16 protein-coding genes and 1 pseudogene are annotated in these 16,672 nt (G+C 75.9%); 14 read left to right on the top strand and 3 right to left on the bottom strand.

Annotated elements, in window-relative coordinates; all coding sequences use genetic code 11:
* Window positions 1–98: 98 nt before the first annotated feature.
* The 3 genes from LWC35_RS15555 (at window position 99) to LWC35_RS15545 (ending at window position 3,164) form a co-directional block, all read left to right on the top strand.
* Window positions 99–701: a TetR/AcrR family transcriptional regulator gene (locus LWC35_RS15555; protein WP_232870841.1), complete on the top strand. Its 603-nt coding sequence runs from the start codon at window positions 99–101 to the stop codon at window positions 699–701.
* Between the two features lie 133 nt (window positions 702–834).
* Window positions 835–1,710 carry an AAA family ATPase gene (locus LWC35_RS15550; RefSeq protein WP_232870840.1) on the top strand — a complete coding sequence of 292 codons (876 nt, stop codon included), beginning with the start codon at window positions 835–837 and terminating at the stop codon, window positions 1,708–1,710.
* A 23-nt stretch (window positions 1,711–1,733) separates the two neighbouring features.
* A complete protein-coding gene (locus LWC35_RS15545; RefSeq protein WP_232870839.1) occupies window positions 1,734–3,164 on the top strand; it encodes a vWA domain-containing protein in 1,431 nt (476 codons plus the stop codon).
* A 167-nt stretch (window positions 3,165–3,331) separates the two neighbouring features.
* Here LWC35_RS15545 and LWC35_RS15540 read toward each other — a convergent pair whose 3' ends face one another.
* The gene (locus tag LWC35_RS15540) at window positions 3,332–4,117 is read right to left on the bottom strand and encodes a S41 family peptidase (protein ID WP_232870838.1); all 786 of its coding nucleotides are present in this window, start codon (window positions 4,115–4,117) and stop codon (window positions 3,332–3,334) included.
* A gap of 148 nt (window positions 4,118–4,265) precedes the next feature.
* Here LWC35_RS15540 and LWC35_RS15535 point away from each other — a divergent pair, with 148 nt between their 5' ends.
* The 3 genes from LWC35_RS15535 to LWC35_RS15525 all read left to right on the top strand — a co-directional run bounded on the left by LWC35_RS15535 (window position 4,266) and on the right by LWC35_RS15525 (window position 6,421).
* A complete protein-coding gene (locus LWC35_RS15535) occupies window positions 4,266–5,282 on the top strand; it encodes an iron-siderophore ABC transporter substrate-binding protein (protein ID WP_232870837.1) in 1,017 nt (338 codons plus the stop codon).
* Window positions 5,283–5,414: 132 nt separating this feature from the next.
* Window positions 5,415–5,777: an SPW repeat domain-containing protein gene (locus LWC35_RS15530; protein WP_232870836.1), complete on the top strand. Its 363-nt coding sequence runs from the start codon at window positions 5,415–5,417 to the stop codon at window positions 5,775–5,777.
* A gap of 74 nt (window positions 5,778–5,851) precedes the next feature.
* A complete protein-coding gene (locus LWC35_RS15525) occupies window positions 5,852–6,421 on the top strand; it encodes a TetR/AcrR family transcriptional regulator (protein WP_232870835.1) in 570 nt (189 codons plus the stop codon).
* Between the two features lie 3 nt (window positions 6,422–6,424).
* Here the strand turns inward: LWC35_RS15525 and LWC35_RS15520 are convergent, their stop codons facing one another.
* Both LWC35_RS15520 and LWC35_RS15515 read right to left on the bottom strand, forming a co-directional pair.
* Entirely contained in the window at window positions 6,425–7,612 is a 1,188-nt protein-coding gene (locus tag LWC35_RS15520) for an MFS transporter (protein WP_232870834.1), read from the bottom strand.
* A 193-nt stretch (window positions 7,613–7,805) separates the two neighbouring features.
* A complete protein-coding gene (locus LWC35_RS15515) occupies window positions 7,806–8,534 on the bottom strand; it encodes an MsnO8 family LLM class oxidoreductase (RefSeq protein ID WP_308194554.1) in 729 nt (242 codons plus the stop codon).
* Here LWC35_RS15515 and LWC35_RS15510 point away from each other — a divergent pair.
* The 8 genes and pseudogenes from LWC35_RS15510 to LWC35_RS15475 all read left to right on the top strand — a co-directional run.
* Window positions 8,433–9,077, top strand: a complete 645-nt coding sequence (locus LWC35_RS15510) for an alpha-ketoglutarate-dependent dioxygenase AlkB (RefSeq protein ID WP_232870833.1) — start codon at window positions 8,433–8,435, stop codon at window positions 9,075–9,077. The genes LWC35_RS15515 and LWC35_RS15510 overlap by 102 nt on opposite strands.
* Window positions 9,078–9,139: 62 nt before the next feature.
* Window positions 9,140–9,754 (top strand): nicotinate-nucleotide adenylyltransferase, encoded by a 615-nt coding sequence (gene nadD, locus LWC35_RS15505; protein WP_232870832.1) that lies wholly within the window; start codon window positions 9,140–9,142, stop codon window positions 9,752–9,754.
* A gap of 77 nt (window positions 9,755–9,831) precedes the next feature.
* A complete protein-coding gene (gene rsfS / locus LWC35_RS15500) occupies window positions 9,832–10,218 on the top strand; it encodes a ribosome silencing factor (RefSeq protein WP_232870831.1) in 387 nt (128 codons plus the stop codon).
* The gene (locus LWC35_RS15495) at window positions 10,215–10,841 is read left to right on the top strand and encodes a histidine phosphatase family protein (RefSeq protein WP_232870830.1); all 627 of its coding nucleotides are present in this window, start codon (window positions 10,215–10,217) and stop codon (window positions 10,839–10,841) included. The genes rsfS and LWC35_RS15495 overlap by 4 nt, the downstream gene beginning before the upstream one ends.
* A 43-nt stretch (window positions 10,842–10,884) precedes the next feature.
* A complete protein-coding gene (octT, locus tag LWC35_RS15490; protein ID WP_232870903.1) occupies window positions 10,885–11,721 on the top strand; it encodes a diglucosylglycerate octanoyltransferase in 837 nt (278 codons plus the stop codon).
* 167 nt (window positions 11,722–11,888) lie between these two features.
* Window positions 11,889–12,734 (top strand): DegV family protein, encoded by an 846-nt coding sequence (locus LWC35_RS15485; protein ID WP_232870902.1) that lies wholly within the window; start codon window positions 11,889–11,891, stop codon window positions 12,732–12,734.
* Window positions 12,735–13,068: 334 nt separating this feature from the next.
* Window positions 13,069–14,241: a ComEA family DNA-binding protein gene (locus LWC35_RS15480; protein WP_232870829.1), complete on the top strand. Its 1,173-nt coding sequence runs from the start codon at window positions 13,069–13,071 to the stop codon at window positions 14,239–14,241.
* A pseudogene (locus LWC35_RS15475) lies at window positions 14,238–16,493 on the top strand (ComEC/Rec2 family competence protein); the annotation flags it as partial. The gene LWC35_RS15480 and the pseudogene LWC35_RS15475, both read left to right, overlap by 4 nt.
* Window positions 16,494–16,672 lie beyond the last annotated feature (179 nt).

Here is a 16,672-nt window from a genome sequence, read left to right as displayed (position 1 = left end):
TCTCAGGGCCCCTGCTGTAACTCGATCAACGTGGCCGGGGCGCGGCCGGTGACGACGGCGCGATGAACGGTCCCCGAACTGCGACGAACGGAGTAATCGTGGCTGCACGGACCCCGCTGCAACGGCAGCTTGCCGACGGGCCACGCCCGGCGCGGGCCACCGCGCTCGACGCGCTCGAGTTGGCCAGGAAGTGCTTCAACGAGGGCAGGCGGCTCGACATCCAGGCGCTGGCCGCCGAGCTCGGCGTCAGCCGGGTGACCCTGCACCGCTGGGTCGGGACCCGCGAGCAGCTCCTGGTCGAGGTGCTCTGGGTGAGCGCTGACCGAGCCCTCACCAAGCTGTGGCAGGAGGTGCAGGCCAGTGACCTGACACGCAGCCACACTGCCGAGGTGTTCAGCCGCTGGGCAGCAGACGTCATCGCGCACCCCGGCATCAAGCGGATGCAGGCCGACGAGGCCGTACTGATGGCGAGGCTGCTCACACAGGACGCGAGTGAGTTTCAGCGGCGCATGATCGAACGAGCCGCCGAGTACCTGCAGGACGACTTCGCTGCCGGACGCGTGACGGTGGACCTGACCGCTGACGAGCTGGCCTACGCCACCGTGAGGCTCGTCGAGTCGTTCGTGCACACCCCCGCAATCACGGGCGGAGCGCCTGACCCCGCACGCAACGCGCGGGTCTTGCGGGCACTGCTCCGCTAGCAGAACTCGATCGCCACCGCCCTGCGGCTGCTGGACCGGCGGCCGCGATGTGACGCACCGAACAGCTCCGACTGAACGTCCGATCGGCAACACGGCTGGGCCTGACCCACCCCCGCAAGGCAGGATGATCCGGGTGAAGGCCACCCAGTCACCGCTGTTCGGTTCGGTCGACGAGGTCGCCGAGCGCCTCGAGGGCGTCGGCTACCTCGCGTCGACCGCCGTCGCGACGACCGTGTACCTCGCCGACAGGCTCGGCAAGCCGCTCCTCGTGGAGGGCCCCGCCGGCGTCGGCAAGACCGAGCTCGCGAAGGCCGTCGCCGCCGCGACGGGCTCCGGGCTGGTGCGCCTGCAGTGCTACGAGGGCATCGACGAGGCTCGCGCGCTGTACGAGTGGAACCACGCCAAGCAGCTGCTGCGGATCACCGCCGGGCAGGGGCACGAGAGCTGGGACGCCACCCGGGACGACGTGTTCTCCGAGGAGTTCCTGCTCCCGCGCCCGCTGCTCACCGCGATCCGCCGCGACGACCCGACGGTCCTGCTCATCGACGAGATGGACAAGGCCGACGTCGAGGTCGAGGGCCTGTTGCTGGAGGTCCTGTCGGACTACCAGGTCTCGATCCCCGAGATGGGCACGGTCACCGCGACCCGCAAACCGTTCGCGCTGCTCACCTCCAACTCGACCCGCGAGCTGTCCGAGGCGCTCAAGCGCCGCTGCCTGTTCCTGCACCTCGACTTCCCCGACCCGGACCTCGAGCGCAAGATCGTGCTGACCCGCGTGCCGGAGCTGCCGCAGGCGCTGGCCGACGCGCTGGTCCGCACCGTGCGCGTGCTGCGGGCCATGGAGCTGCGCAAGGTCCCGTCGGTCGCCGAGACCATCGACTGGGGCCGCACCCTGCTGGCCCTGGGCCTCGACACCCTCGACGACGACGCCGTCCGGCAGACCCTCGGCGTCGTCCTCAAGCACCAGTCCGACCAGGTCAAGGCGAGTGCCGAGCTGCGGCTGAACTGAGCCGCCGATCCGAGGAGGCCCCGATGGCCGTCACGATCCCCGAGCACGGGCTGCCCGGTCACCTCGTCGACTTCGTGGGCGCGCTGCGCCGGCACGGCGTGGCGGTCGGGCCGGGCGAGACGGTCGACGCGGCGGAGGTCGTCGGCGCGCTCGACCTGCTGCGCCGGCGCGAGCTGCGCGAGGGGCTCGCGGCCGCGCTGCTGCGCCGTTCCGGGCAGCGCGAGGTCTTCGACACCCTCTTCGACCTCTACTTCCCGCCCGCCCTCGGCGTCGGGGCGCAGGAGATCGAGGTCCCGCGCGCGGCGACCGACGACGGCTCCGAGGGCCCCGTCGACGTCGACGCGTTGCGCGACCTCCTGGCCGACCTGCTCCTCGCCGGCGACGAGGAGGGGCTGCGCGAGCTGGCCCGCGCCGCCGTCGACGCGCTCGGCACCGCGGGCGCGACCGGCACCGGGGTGCAGGGCGTCAACGGGCAACCCGGCTGGTCGGCCTACCAGGCCCTGCGGCTGATGTCGCCGGAGACGCTGCTCGCCCGGATCCTCGACGCGATGCGCCAGGACGGCGACCCGACGGACGACTTCACCGACGAGGTCCGCCGCCGCGAGATCCGCGACCGCATCGCCCGGTTCCGCAAGATGGTGCAGGACGAGGTGCGGCGCCGGACCGCCGAGCAGCGCGGCCGCGAGCAGGTGGCGAAGACCGCGGTGCCCAAACAGGCCGAGCAGGTCGAGTTCCTCTCCGCCTACGCCGAGCAGCTCGCGCAGCTCCGCCGTACCGTGCACCCGCTGGCCCGGCGGCTGGCCAGCCGGCTCGCGGTGCGCCGCAAGCACGCCAGGCGCGGACAGCTGGACATGCGGCGCACCCTGCGGCGGTCCATGTCCACCGGCGGTGTGCCGATGAAACCCGCCTACCGCACGCGCCGGCCCGGCCGTCCGGAGCTGGTGATCCTCTGCGACGTCTCCGGCTCGGTCGCCGGGTTCTCGCACTTCACGCTGCTGCTCGTGCAGGCGCTGCGGGAGCAGTTCTCCAAGGTGCGGGTGTTCGCGTTCGTGGAGAAGACGGACGAGGTCACGCACCTGTTCGAGCCCGGCGCGGAGCTCTCCGGGGTGATGCAGCGGGTGCTGCGCGAGGCGGATCTCACCGCGTTCGACGGGCACTCCGACTACGGGCACGCGCTCGGCAGCTTCGCCGAGTTCTGGGGCGAGGCGATCACGTCGAAGACGTCGCTGCTGATCCTCGGCGACGCCCGCACCAACTACCGCGATCCCAACCTCGCCGTGGTGCGCCGGCTCGTCGGGCAGGCCCGGCACGCGCACTGGCTCAACCCGGAGCCGCGGCGGCAGTGGGGGACCGGCGACTCGGCGGCCCACCGCTACGCCGACGTCCTGCCCATGCACGAGTGCCGCACCGCGGGCCAGCTTGCCGACGTCGTCGAGGCCCTCCTGCCGGTCTAGGCCGTGTCTCTCGATCCGGCGCCGCCGGGCCCGGTGATCCACCTCGTTCCCGGCAAGGCAGCCGGGCCGCCCTCATACCGGGCGTATTCGGGTGGCCCGGCAACGCCGGCGGGGACGGCGTGGGCGCCGGGAGCGGTGGTGGCGGGTTGGGAGACACGGCCTCTAGGTCACAGGTCCCACAACGCCATGCTGAGCGGGTCGTCGCTGGGGACGTCGGGGGCGACGGGACCGCCGTAGACCCGCCCGGTGCGGTCGGCGAAGCGGCTGGTCGCGACCGTGAGCACCAGCCCGCCCGGCAGCGGCGCGGACTCGACGCCGGTGCTGAAACCGAGGGTCGGGGCGCCGTAGGAACGGGCGTCGGGACGGCCCCGGAAGGCGACCGCCACCGCCTCGCCCGCGTCCGCCGTGTTCCCGTCCGTGAGCACCGAGACCGGCCCGGCGAGCCGGCCGGACGGGCCCTGGAGCTGCGGGGACGCGCCCGACGAGACCACGCCGTCGCGCACGGTCCACGGGGTGCGCCCGCCCTCGCGGTCCACGAACGCGCCCACCTCGCCCTCCCCGAGCAGCGGCGCGACCGCGGCGAGCAGCGGCCAGGGCGACCCGCCGCCGGTGCCGCGCACGTCCACGATCCACCGGTCGGCGTTGCGCCCGTCGAGGGCGGCCCGGGCGGCGTCGGCGTACGCCCGCGCGGTGTGCTCGGCGCAGGCGGGCAGGGTGACGACGACGGCCTCGCCCTGCTCCTCGACCCGCGGCAGGTCCGGGGCCCCGGTCGCCGGCCGGGCGCGGCGCACGCCGCCGTGCGGGCCGCCCGCCTGCCTGACCAGGTGGAACAGCTTGAGTTCGAGCTGTTCCGGATCGTCGAGCGCGCCGAGGACGTCCGCCCGCGCGGCGGCCCAGTCGACCCGGTCGGCGTGCAGCGCGCGCCCCTCCAGGAGGTCGAGCGCCGCGGTCACCGCCCTCTCCGAGGTCTCCCTGGCCTTCCGTTCCCGCCTGCCGCGCCCGATCACCGGGCCAGTATGGCCCGTGCAGCGGTGCGTCCGATTCGTCCCGGGCTGAGGTTAGGCTCACCGATGTTCTGTCCCTCGACCCGGGAGCTCGCCCGTGCCCAGCCTGTCCCGCCGTTCCTTCGTCCTGTCCGCGTCGGGCCTCGCCGCGCTGACCCTCGCCGGCTGCGCCTCCGGCGGCGCACCGACCTCGGGAGGAGGCGGCGGCGACGGCTTCCCCGTCACGATCACGCACCAGCTCGGGACGACGGCGATCGAGGCCGAGCCCACCCGGGTCGCGACGGTGAGCGCCGCCAACCAGGACGTGGCGATCGCGCTGGGGGTCGTGCCCGTCGCGATGCCGTTCTTCGACTACGGCGGCGACGCCGAGGGCGTGCTCCCGTGGGTCCGCGAGGCGCTGGCCGGCAAGCCGATGCCGCAGGTCGTCGGGCGTTCGCCGGAGCCGATCGCCTTCGAGGCGATCGCCGCCGCGCAGCCCGACCTGATCCTCGCCACCTACTCCGGCCTCACCCAGGACGAGTACGACACGCTCGCCCGGATCGCGCCGGTCGTCGCCTACCCGGACGCGCCGTACTCCACGAGCTGGCAGGAGCAGACCCGCATCGCCGGCCGGGCGCTCGGGCGCAGCACCCTGGCCGAGGAGCTCGTCGTGGCCACGCAGTCGCGGCTGGCCGCGGCGGCGTCCGAGTACCCCCAGCTCGAGGGCGCGACGTTCGCCTACACGGGCGGGATGGACAGCGGGCAGCTCGGCATCTTCCGGCCCAGCGACGTGCGCGTGCGGCTGCTGGAGGACCTCGGCATGACGTCGGCGCCCTTCGTCGAGCAGAACGCCCCGAGCGGCGACGCCGTCTACTACACCGTCAGCGCCGAGCTGGTCCCGCGGCTGCAGTCCGATCTGCTCGTCGGCTTCTTCGGCACCCCGGACCTCGACGCGGCGTTCCGGGCCGAGCCGGCCGTGCGGGAGATGCCCGCGGTGAAGGCCGGCGGCTACGCCCCGATCATCGGGGCCGACCGGGTGGCGGCCAGCTCGTCGCCGTCGGTGCTCTCGATCCCCTGGGTGCTCGACGCCTACCTGCCGGTCCTCGCCGAGGCGGCCACCCGAAGCCGCCGCTGACCTGCGCCGTCGCCGGTCGGGACGGTGCCCGGCCGGCGAGGCGTGGATCACGTCGGCGCGAAGTTGACCGGTCGGCCAGTCAAGGCGTAGACCGGAGGCATCGGGAAGAACTCCTGGAGGGAAGTGATCGTGATGACCGCGAAGGCGTGGACACGGTGGCAGGACTGGGTCGCCCTGGTGATCGGCGTCCTGACCGCCCTGTCGCCCGTCGTGGTGGCCACGGACGCGGCCGCGGCGTGGACGCTCGTCGTCCTCGGTGTGGTGCTCGCCCTGACCGCCCTGTGGTCGCTCGCCGCACCGGGTTCGGTGGCGAGCGAGTACGGGCACGGCGTCCTCGGTGTGCTGCTGTTCATCGCCCCGTGGGTGATGAGCTACAGCGACCTCGCCGGGGCCGCGTGGACCTCGTGGATCGCCGGTGTCCTCGCGGTGCTCGTCGCCGCGAGCGCTCTGCCGGCGGCCACCAGTGCCCACCGCGGGCTGGCCGGAACGCACTGATCGCACCGATCGGTCGGAACAGGGGCCGCGACCCGCGAGGGTCGCGGCCCCTCGCGCGTGCAGGATGGACCGTCATGACCGGACCGGAACCGGCGCGCGAGCGCATCCTCGCCGCGGCGGAGCAGCTCTTCGCCGAGCGCGGGTTCGACGCGACGCCCACCTCGAAGATCGCCGAGCGTGCCGACGTGCCGAAGGGCCTGGTGCACTACTACTTCGCGAAGAAGGTCGACCTGCTCTCGGCGCTGGTGGAGCGGCTGCCGGAGGAGGCCGTCGACCGCGCGGCGGTGGTCGTACCCGGCGACGTCACCGAGAGCCTCTGCCGGCTCGTCGCCGCGCTCGACGACCGGCTCGGCTCCTCGGCGGTGCTCTCGCACCTGCTCTGGCGCGAGGCCGACACCCACCCCGCCGTCCGCGACGCGCTGCACGGCCGCTTCGACCGGTTCGTCGAGGAGATCCGGGCCGTGCTGCTCGCGGCCCGCGAGGGCGACGCGACCGGCGTCGACAGCGCGGCGCTGCTGCTCGCGTCGACGGTGAGCTACCGGCACTCCGTGTTCCGGCACGCCGACGAGGAGTCGCCCGCCCGCGTCGACCTGCGGCCCGAGCTGCGGTTCCTCGCCGCGGCCCTCGAGGCCGGCGCCGGTTAGCGGCTACCAGCTCGGTTCGGGTTCGTCCCGGACCGGGGTGAGGGCGATCGCGGCCAGCGGCGCCGCGGCGGCGACCACGAACCCGAGCGCGTAGCCCGCCGCCCCGACGACCGCGCCGAGCGCGACCGGGGTCAGCGACGACACGACGTTCTGCCCGGTGTTCTGGATGCCCAGGGCCCGTCCCGACCAGGTTGCGCCCGCGATCTCGGCGACCGCGGTGAAGGCCAGGCCGTTGTCGGCGACGGTGACGATCCCGCCGATCGCCAGCGCGACGACGGCCAGCCAGGGCGCCACCGCGTCGCCCAGGGCGAAGACGAGGAGGACGAGCGTCGCGCCCACCGCGAGCTGGCGCATCGGCCGCAGCCGCGACCCGACCCGGTCCGACCAGATGCCCGAGCCGATGCGGGAGAGCGCGCCGGCGATCTGGACCGCGGCGACGAACGCGCCCGCCCCCGCGGCGCTCCAGCCCTGCTGGCGCACCAGGTACTCGGTGGCGAAGGCGCTGATCGCGAACTGCGGGACGACGAGCATCGCGCTCGCGGCGTGCACCCGCCACAGCACCGGCGCCCCGTACGGCGAGCCCTCACGCCCGCCTTCGGTCCGCGCGGGCCGCGCCGGGTCGGGCGCGAAGGCGGTCACCAGCAGGGCCGAGAGCAGGCACAGTGCCGCGGGGACGACGAGCGCGCCGATCGCGCCGGTCCGCCCCGCAAGGCCGGGCAGCACCAGCCCGGCCAGCGCGACGCCGAGCGGCTGGGCCGTCTGCCGGATGCCCATCGCCAGCCCGCGCTCGGTCCGCGGGAACCAGCCCATGATCATGCGGCCGCTGGCCGCGAACACGCTGGCCGACGCCGCCCCGCCCACGGCCAGCAGGCCCAGCACGGCGGCGTGCCCCGGAGGCGGCAGCAGGGCCACCGTGCCGACGACGAGCCCCGCCAGCAACAGCCCCGACGCCATGACCCGCCGCTCGCCGAACCGGTCCGCGGCCGCGCCCCACGCGATCAGCGTGAGCAGGAGCCCCGTGGTCGGCGCGGCGACGTAGGTGCCCGCGGCGGCCAGGGACAGGCCCAGCGCGTCGCGCAGGCCCGGCACCAGGAACGGCACGCCGTAGACGAACGCGCAGGCCGAGGTCTGGGCGAGGACTCCGATCGCGAGCACCACCCAGCGGCGGCGGGAGGCGGTGGTGGGGGGCATGGGTGGACCGTACGCCCGCATACCAATAATTGAGAATCATGTTCCGAAATCTGGGATCCGAGGCTGGCACAGATCTCGCACGACCGGCGCCGCGCGACGTGGTCGTGCACCGGGGTGGTGATCATCAGCTCGTCCGTCCCGGTGTCGTCGACGAGGCGTCGCAGGGCGTCCTGCACGGTGGTCGCGGCCCCGATCACGTGGCCGGCCGGCTCGAACCCAGCAGCCACATCTCCGGCCGGAGCCCGACGGCGGGGACGGCCGGGCCGCTGCGGAAGTGGTCGAGGAGTCGGGCGAGCTGCTCGCGGAACGGGACGGCCGTGCGGGCCTCCTCGCTCCTGACCAGGTCGACCACCGGGCGTCTGCCGCCCGGGGCTCGTCCGGCACCCAGGTCGATGCGGCCCGGACGGAAGATCCCGAGCGTGCCGAACTGCTCGGCGACCACGAGCGGCGCGTGGTTCGGCAGCAGGACGCCGCCGGAGCCGACCCGGATCCGCGTGGTGGCCGCGGCGACCCGCCCCACGACGACGGCGGGCGCCGCGCACGCGACGCCCCGCATGCCGTGGTGCTCGGGCGCCCAGTACCGGTGGTAGCCGAGGTCGTCGGCGAGCCGGGCGAGGTCGAGGGTGAGGCGCAGCGCCTCGGCGGCGGTCGAGCCGGCGACGATCGGCGAGGTGTCCAGGACGGACAGCGGAACGGGCGACGGGACGGTCTCCCTTCGCGACGTCCCGACCCTCGCACGGCGACCCCGCGGCGGGCCGTCGCGGCGACCGACCGGATGACGGACTCGAACTGATGTTCGAGAAGAGGTAGCGTCGGCTCCATGGGAGTGGACCTGGTGTGGCAGCCGTCGTTGTTCGGCGAGGGCTTCGACGGGGTCGTCGGCGGGTCGGCGCCGGCGGTCCAGGTCGACCCGGACTTCCACGGCCTGGTCCGGCACGAGCTGGGCGCCGGGGCCTGGGTGGATCTCGTCCCCGGATGGCTGCGCGGGGCGGACGCGCTGTTCGCCCGCCTGCTGCGGAGCACGCCGTGGGCGCAGCGGGACATCCGGATGTACGAGCGGGTGCTGCCCGAACCCCGGCTCACGCACCGGTGGACGGTCGACCAGGGGCTGCCCGAACCCGTGTTCGCAGAGGCCGCCCGCCTGCTGAGCGAGCGCTACGGGGAGGAGTTCACGCAGGTCGGGGCGAACCTCTACCGCGACGGCGCGGACAGCGTGGCCTGGCACGGGGACCGGGTGGCGCGCGAGCGGCGGACCGCGCTCGTCGGGCTGGTCTCGTTGGGCGGGGTGCGGCCCTTCCGGCTGCGCCCGCACGGCGGCGGCGCGTCCGTCGGGTTCCTCCCGGGCCCCGGCGACCTGCTGGTCATGGGCGGGACCTGCCAACGGACGTGGCAGCACAGCGTCCCGAAGGTGCGGTCGGCCGCGGCCCGGATCAGCGTGCAGTTCCGCCACACCTACGAGCGCTGATCCCGCCGGCCGGACGGCGGTGTGTCCGTTCCGGACCTCCGGGGCCGGGATATCCTGCCGCGATGCAGCGCAAGATCGGGGTGATGGGCGGGACCTTCGATCCCGTCCACCATGGCCACCTGGTGGCGGCCAGCGAGGTCGCCGACCGGTTCGCGCTCGACGAGGTCCTCTTCGTCCCGACCGGGCAGCCCTGGCAGAAGTCGGCGAAGGCGGTCAGCCCACCCGAGGACCGCTATCTGATGACGGTCATCGCCACGGCGTCGAACCCCCGGTTCTCCACCAGCCGGGTCGACATCGACCGCGCCGGCCCGACCTACACGGCCGACACCCTGGCCGACATCCACGCCGCGTTGCCCGACGCCGAGCTGTACTTCATCACCGGCGCCGACGCGCTGTCCCAGATCCTGTCCTGGCACAGGGTCGAGGAGCTGTTCACGCTGGCGCACTTCGTCGGCGTCACCCGGCCCGGCTACGAGCTGGCCGACGCGCACCTGCCGAAGGGTGCGGTCACGCTCGTCGAGGTCCCGGCGATGGCCATCTCCTCGACGGACTGTCGCGACCGCGTCGCCGCCGGCCGGCCGGTCTGGTACCTCGTGCCCGACGGGGTGGTCCAGTACATCTCCAAGCGCCGGCTCTACACCCCGGACGCGCCCGCGGGAACCGGTATCCCGGCCTGAACCGGACCCACCCGGCGCGGCCTGCGACACTGGGGGGTGACGAGGGCCGAGGTCCGGCCGTCGCGGGAGGAGGCCGAGTGGCGGCAACGGCAGAGGCGGTGGAGATCGCCCGGGTGGCGGTGGCCGCCGCCGCGGACAAGCTGGCCCAGGACATCGTCGTGCTCGACGTGTCGGGGCAGCTCGTGATCACCGACTGCTTCGTCCTCGCCTCGGCGCCCAACGAGCGGCAGGTCCAGGCGATCGTCGACGGGGTGGAGGAGAAGCTCCGCGAGCACGGCGTGAAGCCCACCCGGCGCGAGGGCACCCGCGAGGGCCGCTGGGTCCTGCTGGACTACACGGACGTCGTGGTGCACGTCCAGCACACGGAGGAGCGCGGCTTCTACGGGCTGGACCGGCTGTGGAAGGACTGCCCGGCCATCGACTTCCCCGAGGCGCGCACCACCCCGGTCGAGGAGTCGGAGTGACGCTGCGCCGGGTCGTCCTGCTGAGGCACGGGCAGACGGACTACAACGTCGCCGGACGCATGCAGGGCCACATCGACTCCCAGCTCACCGAGGAGGGCCGGGAGCAGGCGCTGCGCGCCGCGCCGGTGCTCGGGGCAATGCCCTTCGACCGGGTCGTCAGCTCCGACCTGGCCCGGGCCGTCGACACGGCGAACACGATCGCCGACGTCCTGGGGCTGCCCGTCAAGCTCGACAAGCGGCTGCGCGAGACGCACCTGGGGGAGTGGCAGGGCCGCCGCGTCGACGAGGTCGAGGTCGACTACCCCGGGCAGATCGCGGAGTGGCGCGGCGACCCGCGGTGGACGCCGCCGGGCGGCGAGTCCCGGGTCGACGTCGTGCGCCGGTCCCTGCCCGTCGTCGAGGAGATCGACGCCGACCTGGCCGAGGAGTCCGGGTCGCAGTCCGTGCTGATCGTGGCGCACGGCGGGATGATCGGCGGCCTGGTGTCCGGGCTGTTGGACCTGCCCGAGAGCGTCTGGCCGATCATCGGCGGCATGGGCAACTGCAAGTGGGCGGTCGTGGCGCGGCGCGCGGACCACCCGCGGTGGCGGCTGTCCGGGTACAACATCGGTGTCACCTCCTGAGAACCCCTCGGCCCCGAACCGGAGCGCCTCCGGACGACGGGGCATCCGATCCTCCCCGTCGACGCTGCTGGTCGTCGGCGACTCGCTCGCGTTCCACGGCCCCGAACGGGCCGAACCCGCCGACCATCCGCGGATCTGGCCGCAGGTCGCGGCGGCCGCACTCGGCGGCCGCGTCGAGCTCGTCGCCGGGATCGGGTGGACGGCCCGGCACGCCTGGCACGCGCTGACCCACGACCCGCGGGTGTGGGCGGCGATGCCGCGGGTCGACGCGCTGGTGCTCGGGGTGGGCGGGATGGACGCGCTGCCCTCGCCGCTGCCGACGGCCTTGCGGGAGCTGATCCCGGTGCTGCGGCCCGCGGGCCTGCGCGGCCGGGTCCGCGACGGCTACCTGCGCGCGCAGCCGCTGCTGGCGCGGGCGTTCGCGGCGCTGCCCGGCGGTGGGCCGGTCGCGTTGCCCCCGCACCTGACGGTCTCGTACCTCGAGCGGTGCCGGGCCGCGGTGACGGCGCTGCGGCCGGGGATCCCGGTCGTCGCGATGCTCCCGTCGGTGCACCGGGCCGCGGTCTACGGCGGGGTCCACGCCGGGCGGGCGGCCGCCGAGCGGGCCACCCGGACCTGGGCCGACGCCCACGGGGTGCGGGTGCTCGACGCCCCCACCCTCGTCGCGGGGCACGTCCTCGGCGGGCACGGCAACCCGGACGGGATGCACTGGGGCTGGGAGGCGCACCGGCGGGTGGGCGAGACGCTGGCCGAGCTGCTGCGGGGCGAGTTCGCGGGTCGGCGCGACGGACCCGCCGAGGCCGGTTGGAGATCGACTGGAGTGGTTCTAGGTTCGGCCCCGTGCCCGATTCCGCAGTCGAGCCGCGGCCCGCGGCCGTGACCGAGCGAGCCGACGCCGCGGCCTCCGTCGCGGACCCCGCCGCCGTCGGTACCGCCGTCACCCCCGCCGTTACCCCCGCCGTCACCCCCGGCGCCGGGTCCGCCGACGACGCGGCCGCCGGTGCGGCAGGGCCTGCGGGGTCCGAGGCGCGGGCCGGCGCCGAGGGCCTGGCCGGGCGCGTCGCGGTGGTGACCGACTCGACCGCCGACCTCCCGGCCTCCCTGGCCGGCGCGGTGCGCGTCGTCCCCCTCGAGGTGCGGCTGGGCGACCGCGTGGTGCGCGACGGCGTCGACATCGGGCCGGGCGAGCTCAGCGCGGCGATCGCCGACCGCAGGCTCGACGTCCAGACCTCGCGTCCCACCCCCGAGGCGTTCGCCGAGACGTACCGCGACCTGCTCGCCGCGGGCGCGTCGGCGGTCGTCTCGGTGCACCTGTCCCGCGAGCTGTCGGGCACGTGGGACGCGGCGCGCCTCGCCGCCGAGGAGGTCGACCCGAGCCGCGTCCGGGTCGTCGACTCGCGGGCGATGGGCATGGGCCTGGGGTTCGCGGTCCTCGCGGCCGACCGCGTCGCCGCCGAGGGCGCCGACCCCGCCGACGTCGAGGCGGCGGCCTCGGCCGTCGCCGCGCGGTGCCGGGTGATCTTCTGCGTGGACGAGCTCGACCGGCTCCGCCGGGGTGGCCGGATCGGGGCCGCGGCGGCGGTGGTCGGCACCGTCCTCGCCGTGAAGCCGCTGCTGCACCTGGTCGACGGCCGCATCACCGCCCTGGAGAAGGTGCGCACCTCCAGCCGGGCGGCGCAACGGCTCGTGGAACACGCGGTCGCCGCCGCGGGCCCCGAGGCCGACCTCGCCGTGCACCACCTCGGCGTGCCCGAGCGGGCGGAGGAGCTGGCGGACCGCCTCGCCGAACGCCTGCCCGCCTCCCCCCGACCCGTCGTCTCCGAGATCAGCGCCGTCATCGGCGCGCACGTGGGCAACGGCGCCCTGGGGGTCGTGGTGGTGCCGCGAGGCTGAGGCGGGGACCGCCTCCCGCGCCGGCCGGTCGCGGATCCGGCCGCGCGGTACCCCCGCGGCCCGCCCTCGGCACCCCGCGGCCCGCCCTCGGCACCCCGCGGCCCGCCCTCGGCACCCCGCGGCCCGCCCTCGGCACCCCGCGGCCCGCCCTCGGCACCCCTGCCCGCCCTCGGCAACTCGGCGGCGACAGACCCCGCTTCATCCTGCCCCTCACCCCCGACAGGTTCCGCGCTCCAGGGCCGGAACGAGCCGCGTTGTCCCCACCCGGGCTCCTCCGTCCACAGCCGACGCACTCGTCGGGGAGAGGGGCGTCGGCGGCCCTAGCGTCGCGGGTGTGGCACGGAGCTCCCCGAACACCCGGTCCGCGGCGCGGCTGTCCGCGCTGCTCGGGACACCCGTGGGCCGCCCCTACCCGGCGAGCGGGCGGCGCGGCGAGGGGATCCCGTCGCCGTGGGCGCCGTCGGCCCGGATCCCACGCCACGCCCCGCTCCCTCAGGTCTTCCGGCCGGCGATCCCCGTGGGAGGTGATCCGGTCGCGGAGGATCCGCCCACCCTCCCGCTGCCGCTGCCGACGAGGTGGGCGTCGGGACCGTCCGGGGTGGACGCGGACCTGCCCGCCCCCGGCAACGCACACTTCGCCGCACTGCTCGCGGGGGCCGACGACGACCGGGCCGACGACCGGGCCGACGACCGGGCCGACGACCTGGTCGACGGGGCCGTCGACGACCCGGGCGACGGAGTGGCCGAGGACCACCTCGCGCCGACCGACGAGTACCCCGGGGCGAGGGGCTCACGGAGCCCCGGCAGCCGGCCCGGCCGGCTCACCCGGGTGACCGCACGCTGGGTCCCGGCGGCCTGGCGCGGCTCGCGGCTCGATCCCGGTCGTGCCGGTGCGCTGGCGTTGGTGCTGGTCGCGGCGGTGGCGGCCGTCGTCGCGGCCGTGGGGGTGTGGAGCGCGCGACCCCGCGCCGAGCAGGTCCCCCCGTTGCCCGCGGTCTCGCTGGGTACCGCGGTGGAGGCGACCGCGACGAGCGCGGCACCGGTGACCGCGGCACCCGTCGAGCTGGTCGTGAGCGTGTCGGGCAAGGTCCGCAGGCCCGGCCTGGTGCGCGTGCCGGACGGCTCCCGCGTGGCCGACGTGCTCGAGGCGGCCGGTGGTGCGCTGTCCGGCACGGACCTCGCCGGCCTGAACCTCGCGCGGCGCGTCGCCGACGGAGAGCAGGTGGCCGTCGGTGTCCCCGCCGCACCCGACGCCGGCGGCGCACCGTCCGGCCTCCCACCGGCGGGAGGCGATGCCGGGGGTGCGGCACCGGCCGGGAAGGTCGACCTCAATCGCGCGACCGCCGAGCAGCTGGACGCCCTGCCCGGCGTCGGACCGGTCACCGCGCAACGGATCGTCGACTGGCGCACCCGCAACGGCCGCTTCGCCCGCGTCGACCAGCTGCGTGAGGTGGAAGGCATCGGCGAGCGGCGGTTCGGGCAGCTCCGGGAGCTGGTCACGGTATGAGGACCCGCGAGGAGCGCCGGGCGGTCGCCGAGGAACCGCGGGCCCGGCCGGACCTGCGGCTGGTTCCTGCGGCCGTCGCGGCCTGGGCGGCGGTGCTCTGCGCGGTTCTCGGCGGCCCCCTCGCGGCGCTGGCGGCGTGCATCGTCGCGCTCGCCACCCTGGTCACGACCGCGCGGCGGCGGGCATCCGGCCGCACCCGGTTCGCGCTGCTCGCCGCGGCAGGGTGCGCCCTGGCCGTGGGGCTGCCCGCCGGTCTGCAGGCCCTCCACGTGCACGACCACCCGCTGCGCGCCGCCGCCGAGCGCGGCGCGGCCGCGGTCCTGCGCGTCGCGCTGACGGACGACCCGCGGCCCCTGCGCGGCCCGGCCTACGGCGCCGACTTCGGGGCGGACCGGGTGCTGGTCGAGGCGGAGCTGGAGGGTGCGACGGTCGGGGCGGGGGAGTGGCGGTCGGGCGGTCGCGTGCTGCTGCTGGCGCCCGCCGACGGCTGGGGCGGCCTCCTCCCGGGGCAGTCGGCCACCGGCGAGGGACTGCTCCTGCCCGCGCAGCGTGCCGACCTCACCCTCGCCGTCCTGCGGGTGCGCGGCTTCCCGACGGCCGTGGACCCGCCGCCCTGGTGGCAGACCGCGGCCGGGGCGCTCCGCGACGGACTGCGGCGGGCGGCCGGCGTGCTGCCGGAGGACGCCGCAGGACTCCTGCCCGGACTCGCGGTCGGCGACACCCGGGAACAGACGACCGAGGTGGAGGAGGACTTCCGCGCCGCCGGGCTCACGCACCTCACGGCGGTGTCCGGCGCGAACCTCGCGATCGTCGGCGGTGCGGTGCTCGGCCTGCTCCGGCTCTTCCGGGCGGACCCTCGGGTCGCCGCGGTGCTGGCCGGGGCCGCGGTCCTCGGGTTCGTGGTGCTGGCCCGCCCCTCGCCCAGCGTCGTGCGGGCCGCGGTGATGGGCGGCATCGTGCTGCTGGCGCTCGCGCTCGGCCGTGGCCGCTCCGCGGTGCCGGCTGTGGCGGCCGCGGTGCTGGTGCTGCTGGTGGTCGACCCGGCCCTCGCGGTCGACGTCGGGTTCGCTCTCTCCGTCCTGGCGACCGCGGCGCTCGTCCTGGTCGCGCCCGGCTGGGCGGCCGCGCTGCAGCGGCGCGGTGTGCCCCAGGGCGTCGCCGAGATGCTCGCGGTCCCGGCGGCCGCCTGCCTCGTGACGGCGCCCCTCGTCGCCGGGCTGAGCGGCCAACTGAGCCTGGTCACGGTGCTGGCGAATCTGTTGGTGGTGCCGGCGGTCGCGCCGGCGACGGTGCTCGGGGTGCTCGCCGCCGTCCTCTCACCCCTGGCACCCGGAGCGGCCACCGCCTGCGCCTGGCTCGCCGGGCCCGCCGTCGCCTGGCTCGTGCTGGTGGCCGACCGCGCGTCGGCGGTCCCCGGGGCCGTGCTGCCCTGGCCCGCGGGGGTGGGCGGCGCGGTCCTGCTCACCGGCGTGCTGCTGGTGCTGGTGCTGCTCGTGCGGTTCCGCCGCTCGCGGTCGGTCGTCCTGGCGGTCGTGATCGGCCTGGCACTGGTCCTGGTCCCGACCCGGGTGATCCGGCCCGGCTGGCCGCCGCCGGACTGGGTCGTGGTCGCCTGCGACGTCGGCCAGGGAGACGCGCTCGTCCTCGCCACCGGCGTGCCCGGCCGGGCGGTCCTCGTCGACGCCGGTCCCGACGACGGTCCGACGGACGCCTGCCTGCGCCGCCTGGGCGTCGACGCCCTGGCGCTCGTGGTGGTCACGCACCTGCATGCCGACCACATGGGTGGCCTCGCGGGCGCGCTGCGGGGCCGGTCGGTCGGCGGGGTCGCGGTGGGGCCGGCACGCGCTCCGGCCGGCGCCCTGCGCCGGGTCGCCGCGCAGGCCGCGGAGGCCGGCGCGCCGGTGCTCGAGCTGACCGCGGGCCGGCGCCTGGCATGGCCCGCCCTCACGCTCGACGTCCTGGCCCCCGACCGGGCCCCGGAGTACGTCGACGGCGAGGACGGCACCGCCGTCAACAACACCTCGGTGGTGCTCCGGGCGAGCACACCGGCCGGTCGGATCCTGCTGACCGGCGACGTGGAGCTCGACGCCCAGGCCGATCTCCTGCACCGCGGCGCCGACCTGCACGCCGAGGTGCTCAAGGTGCCCCACCACGGTTCCCGCTCCACCAGCCCCGCGTTCCTGCGGGCCGTCGCGCCGCGGGTCGCGTTGGTCAGCGTGGGGGCCGGCAACTCCTACCGGCACCCGAACCCGGGGCTGCTGGACCTCCTGACGGCCTCCGGCGCGGTCGTGCGGCGCACGGACCAGTCGGGCGACGTGGCCTTCACCCGCGATGACGAGCTGCTCGCCCGCGGGGACCCGCTGCCGGCGCCGCGCCGCGCCCGCGCGGGCCGCAGCACCTCCCGCAGCACCGGCCGCCGGACGGCCCGCCG

Origin of the sequence: Pseudonocardia kujensis (assembly GCF_021283305.1) — a bacterium.
Taxonomy (GTDB): Bacteria; Actinomycetota; Actinomycetes; order Mycobacteriales; family Pseudonocardiaceae; genus Pseudonocardia; species Pseudonocardia kujensis.
The sequence above is the reverse complement of the archived record's forward strand: the minus strand, read 5'-3'. Positions and strand labels throughout refer to the sequence as shown.

Excerpts from the sequence above, each read along its gene's own strand:
- LWC35_RS15520 (WP_232870834.1), bottom strand. The coding sequence starts at position 7,612 with ATGCCCCCCACCACCGCCTCCCGCCGCCGCTGGGTGGTGCTCGCGATC.
- LWC35_RS15530 (WP_232870836.1), top strand. The coding sequence starts at position 5,415 with ATGACCGCGAAGGCGTGGACACGGTGGCAGGACTGGGTCGCCCTGGTG.
- LWC35_RS15525 (WP_232870835.1), top strand. The coding sequence starts at position 5,852 with ATGACCGGACCGGAACCGGCGCGCGAGCGCATCCTCGCCGCGGCGGAG.
- LWC35_RS15545 (WP_232870839.1), top strand. The coding sequence starts at position 1,734 with ATGGCCGTCACGATCCCCGAGCACGGGCTGCCCGGTCACCTCGTCGAC.
- nadD (WP_232870832.1), top strand. The coding sequence starts at position 9,140 with ATGCAGCGCAAGATCGGGGTGATGGGCGGGACCTTCGATCCCGTCCAC.
- LWC35_RS15510 (WP_232870833.1), top strand. The coding sequence starts at position 8,433 with ATGGGAGTGGACCTGGTGTGGCAGCCGTCGTTGTTCGGCGAGGGCTTC.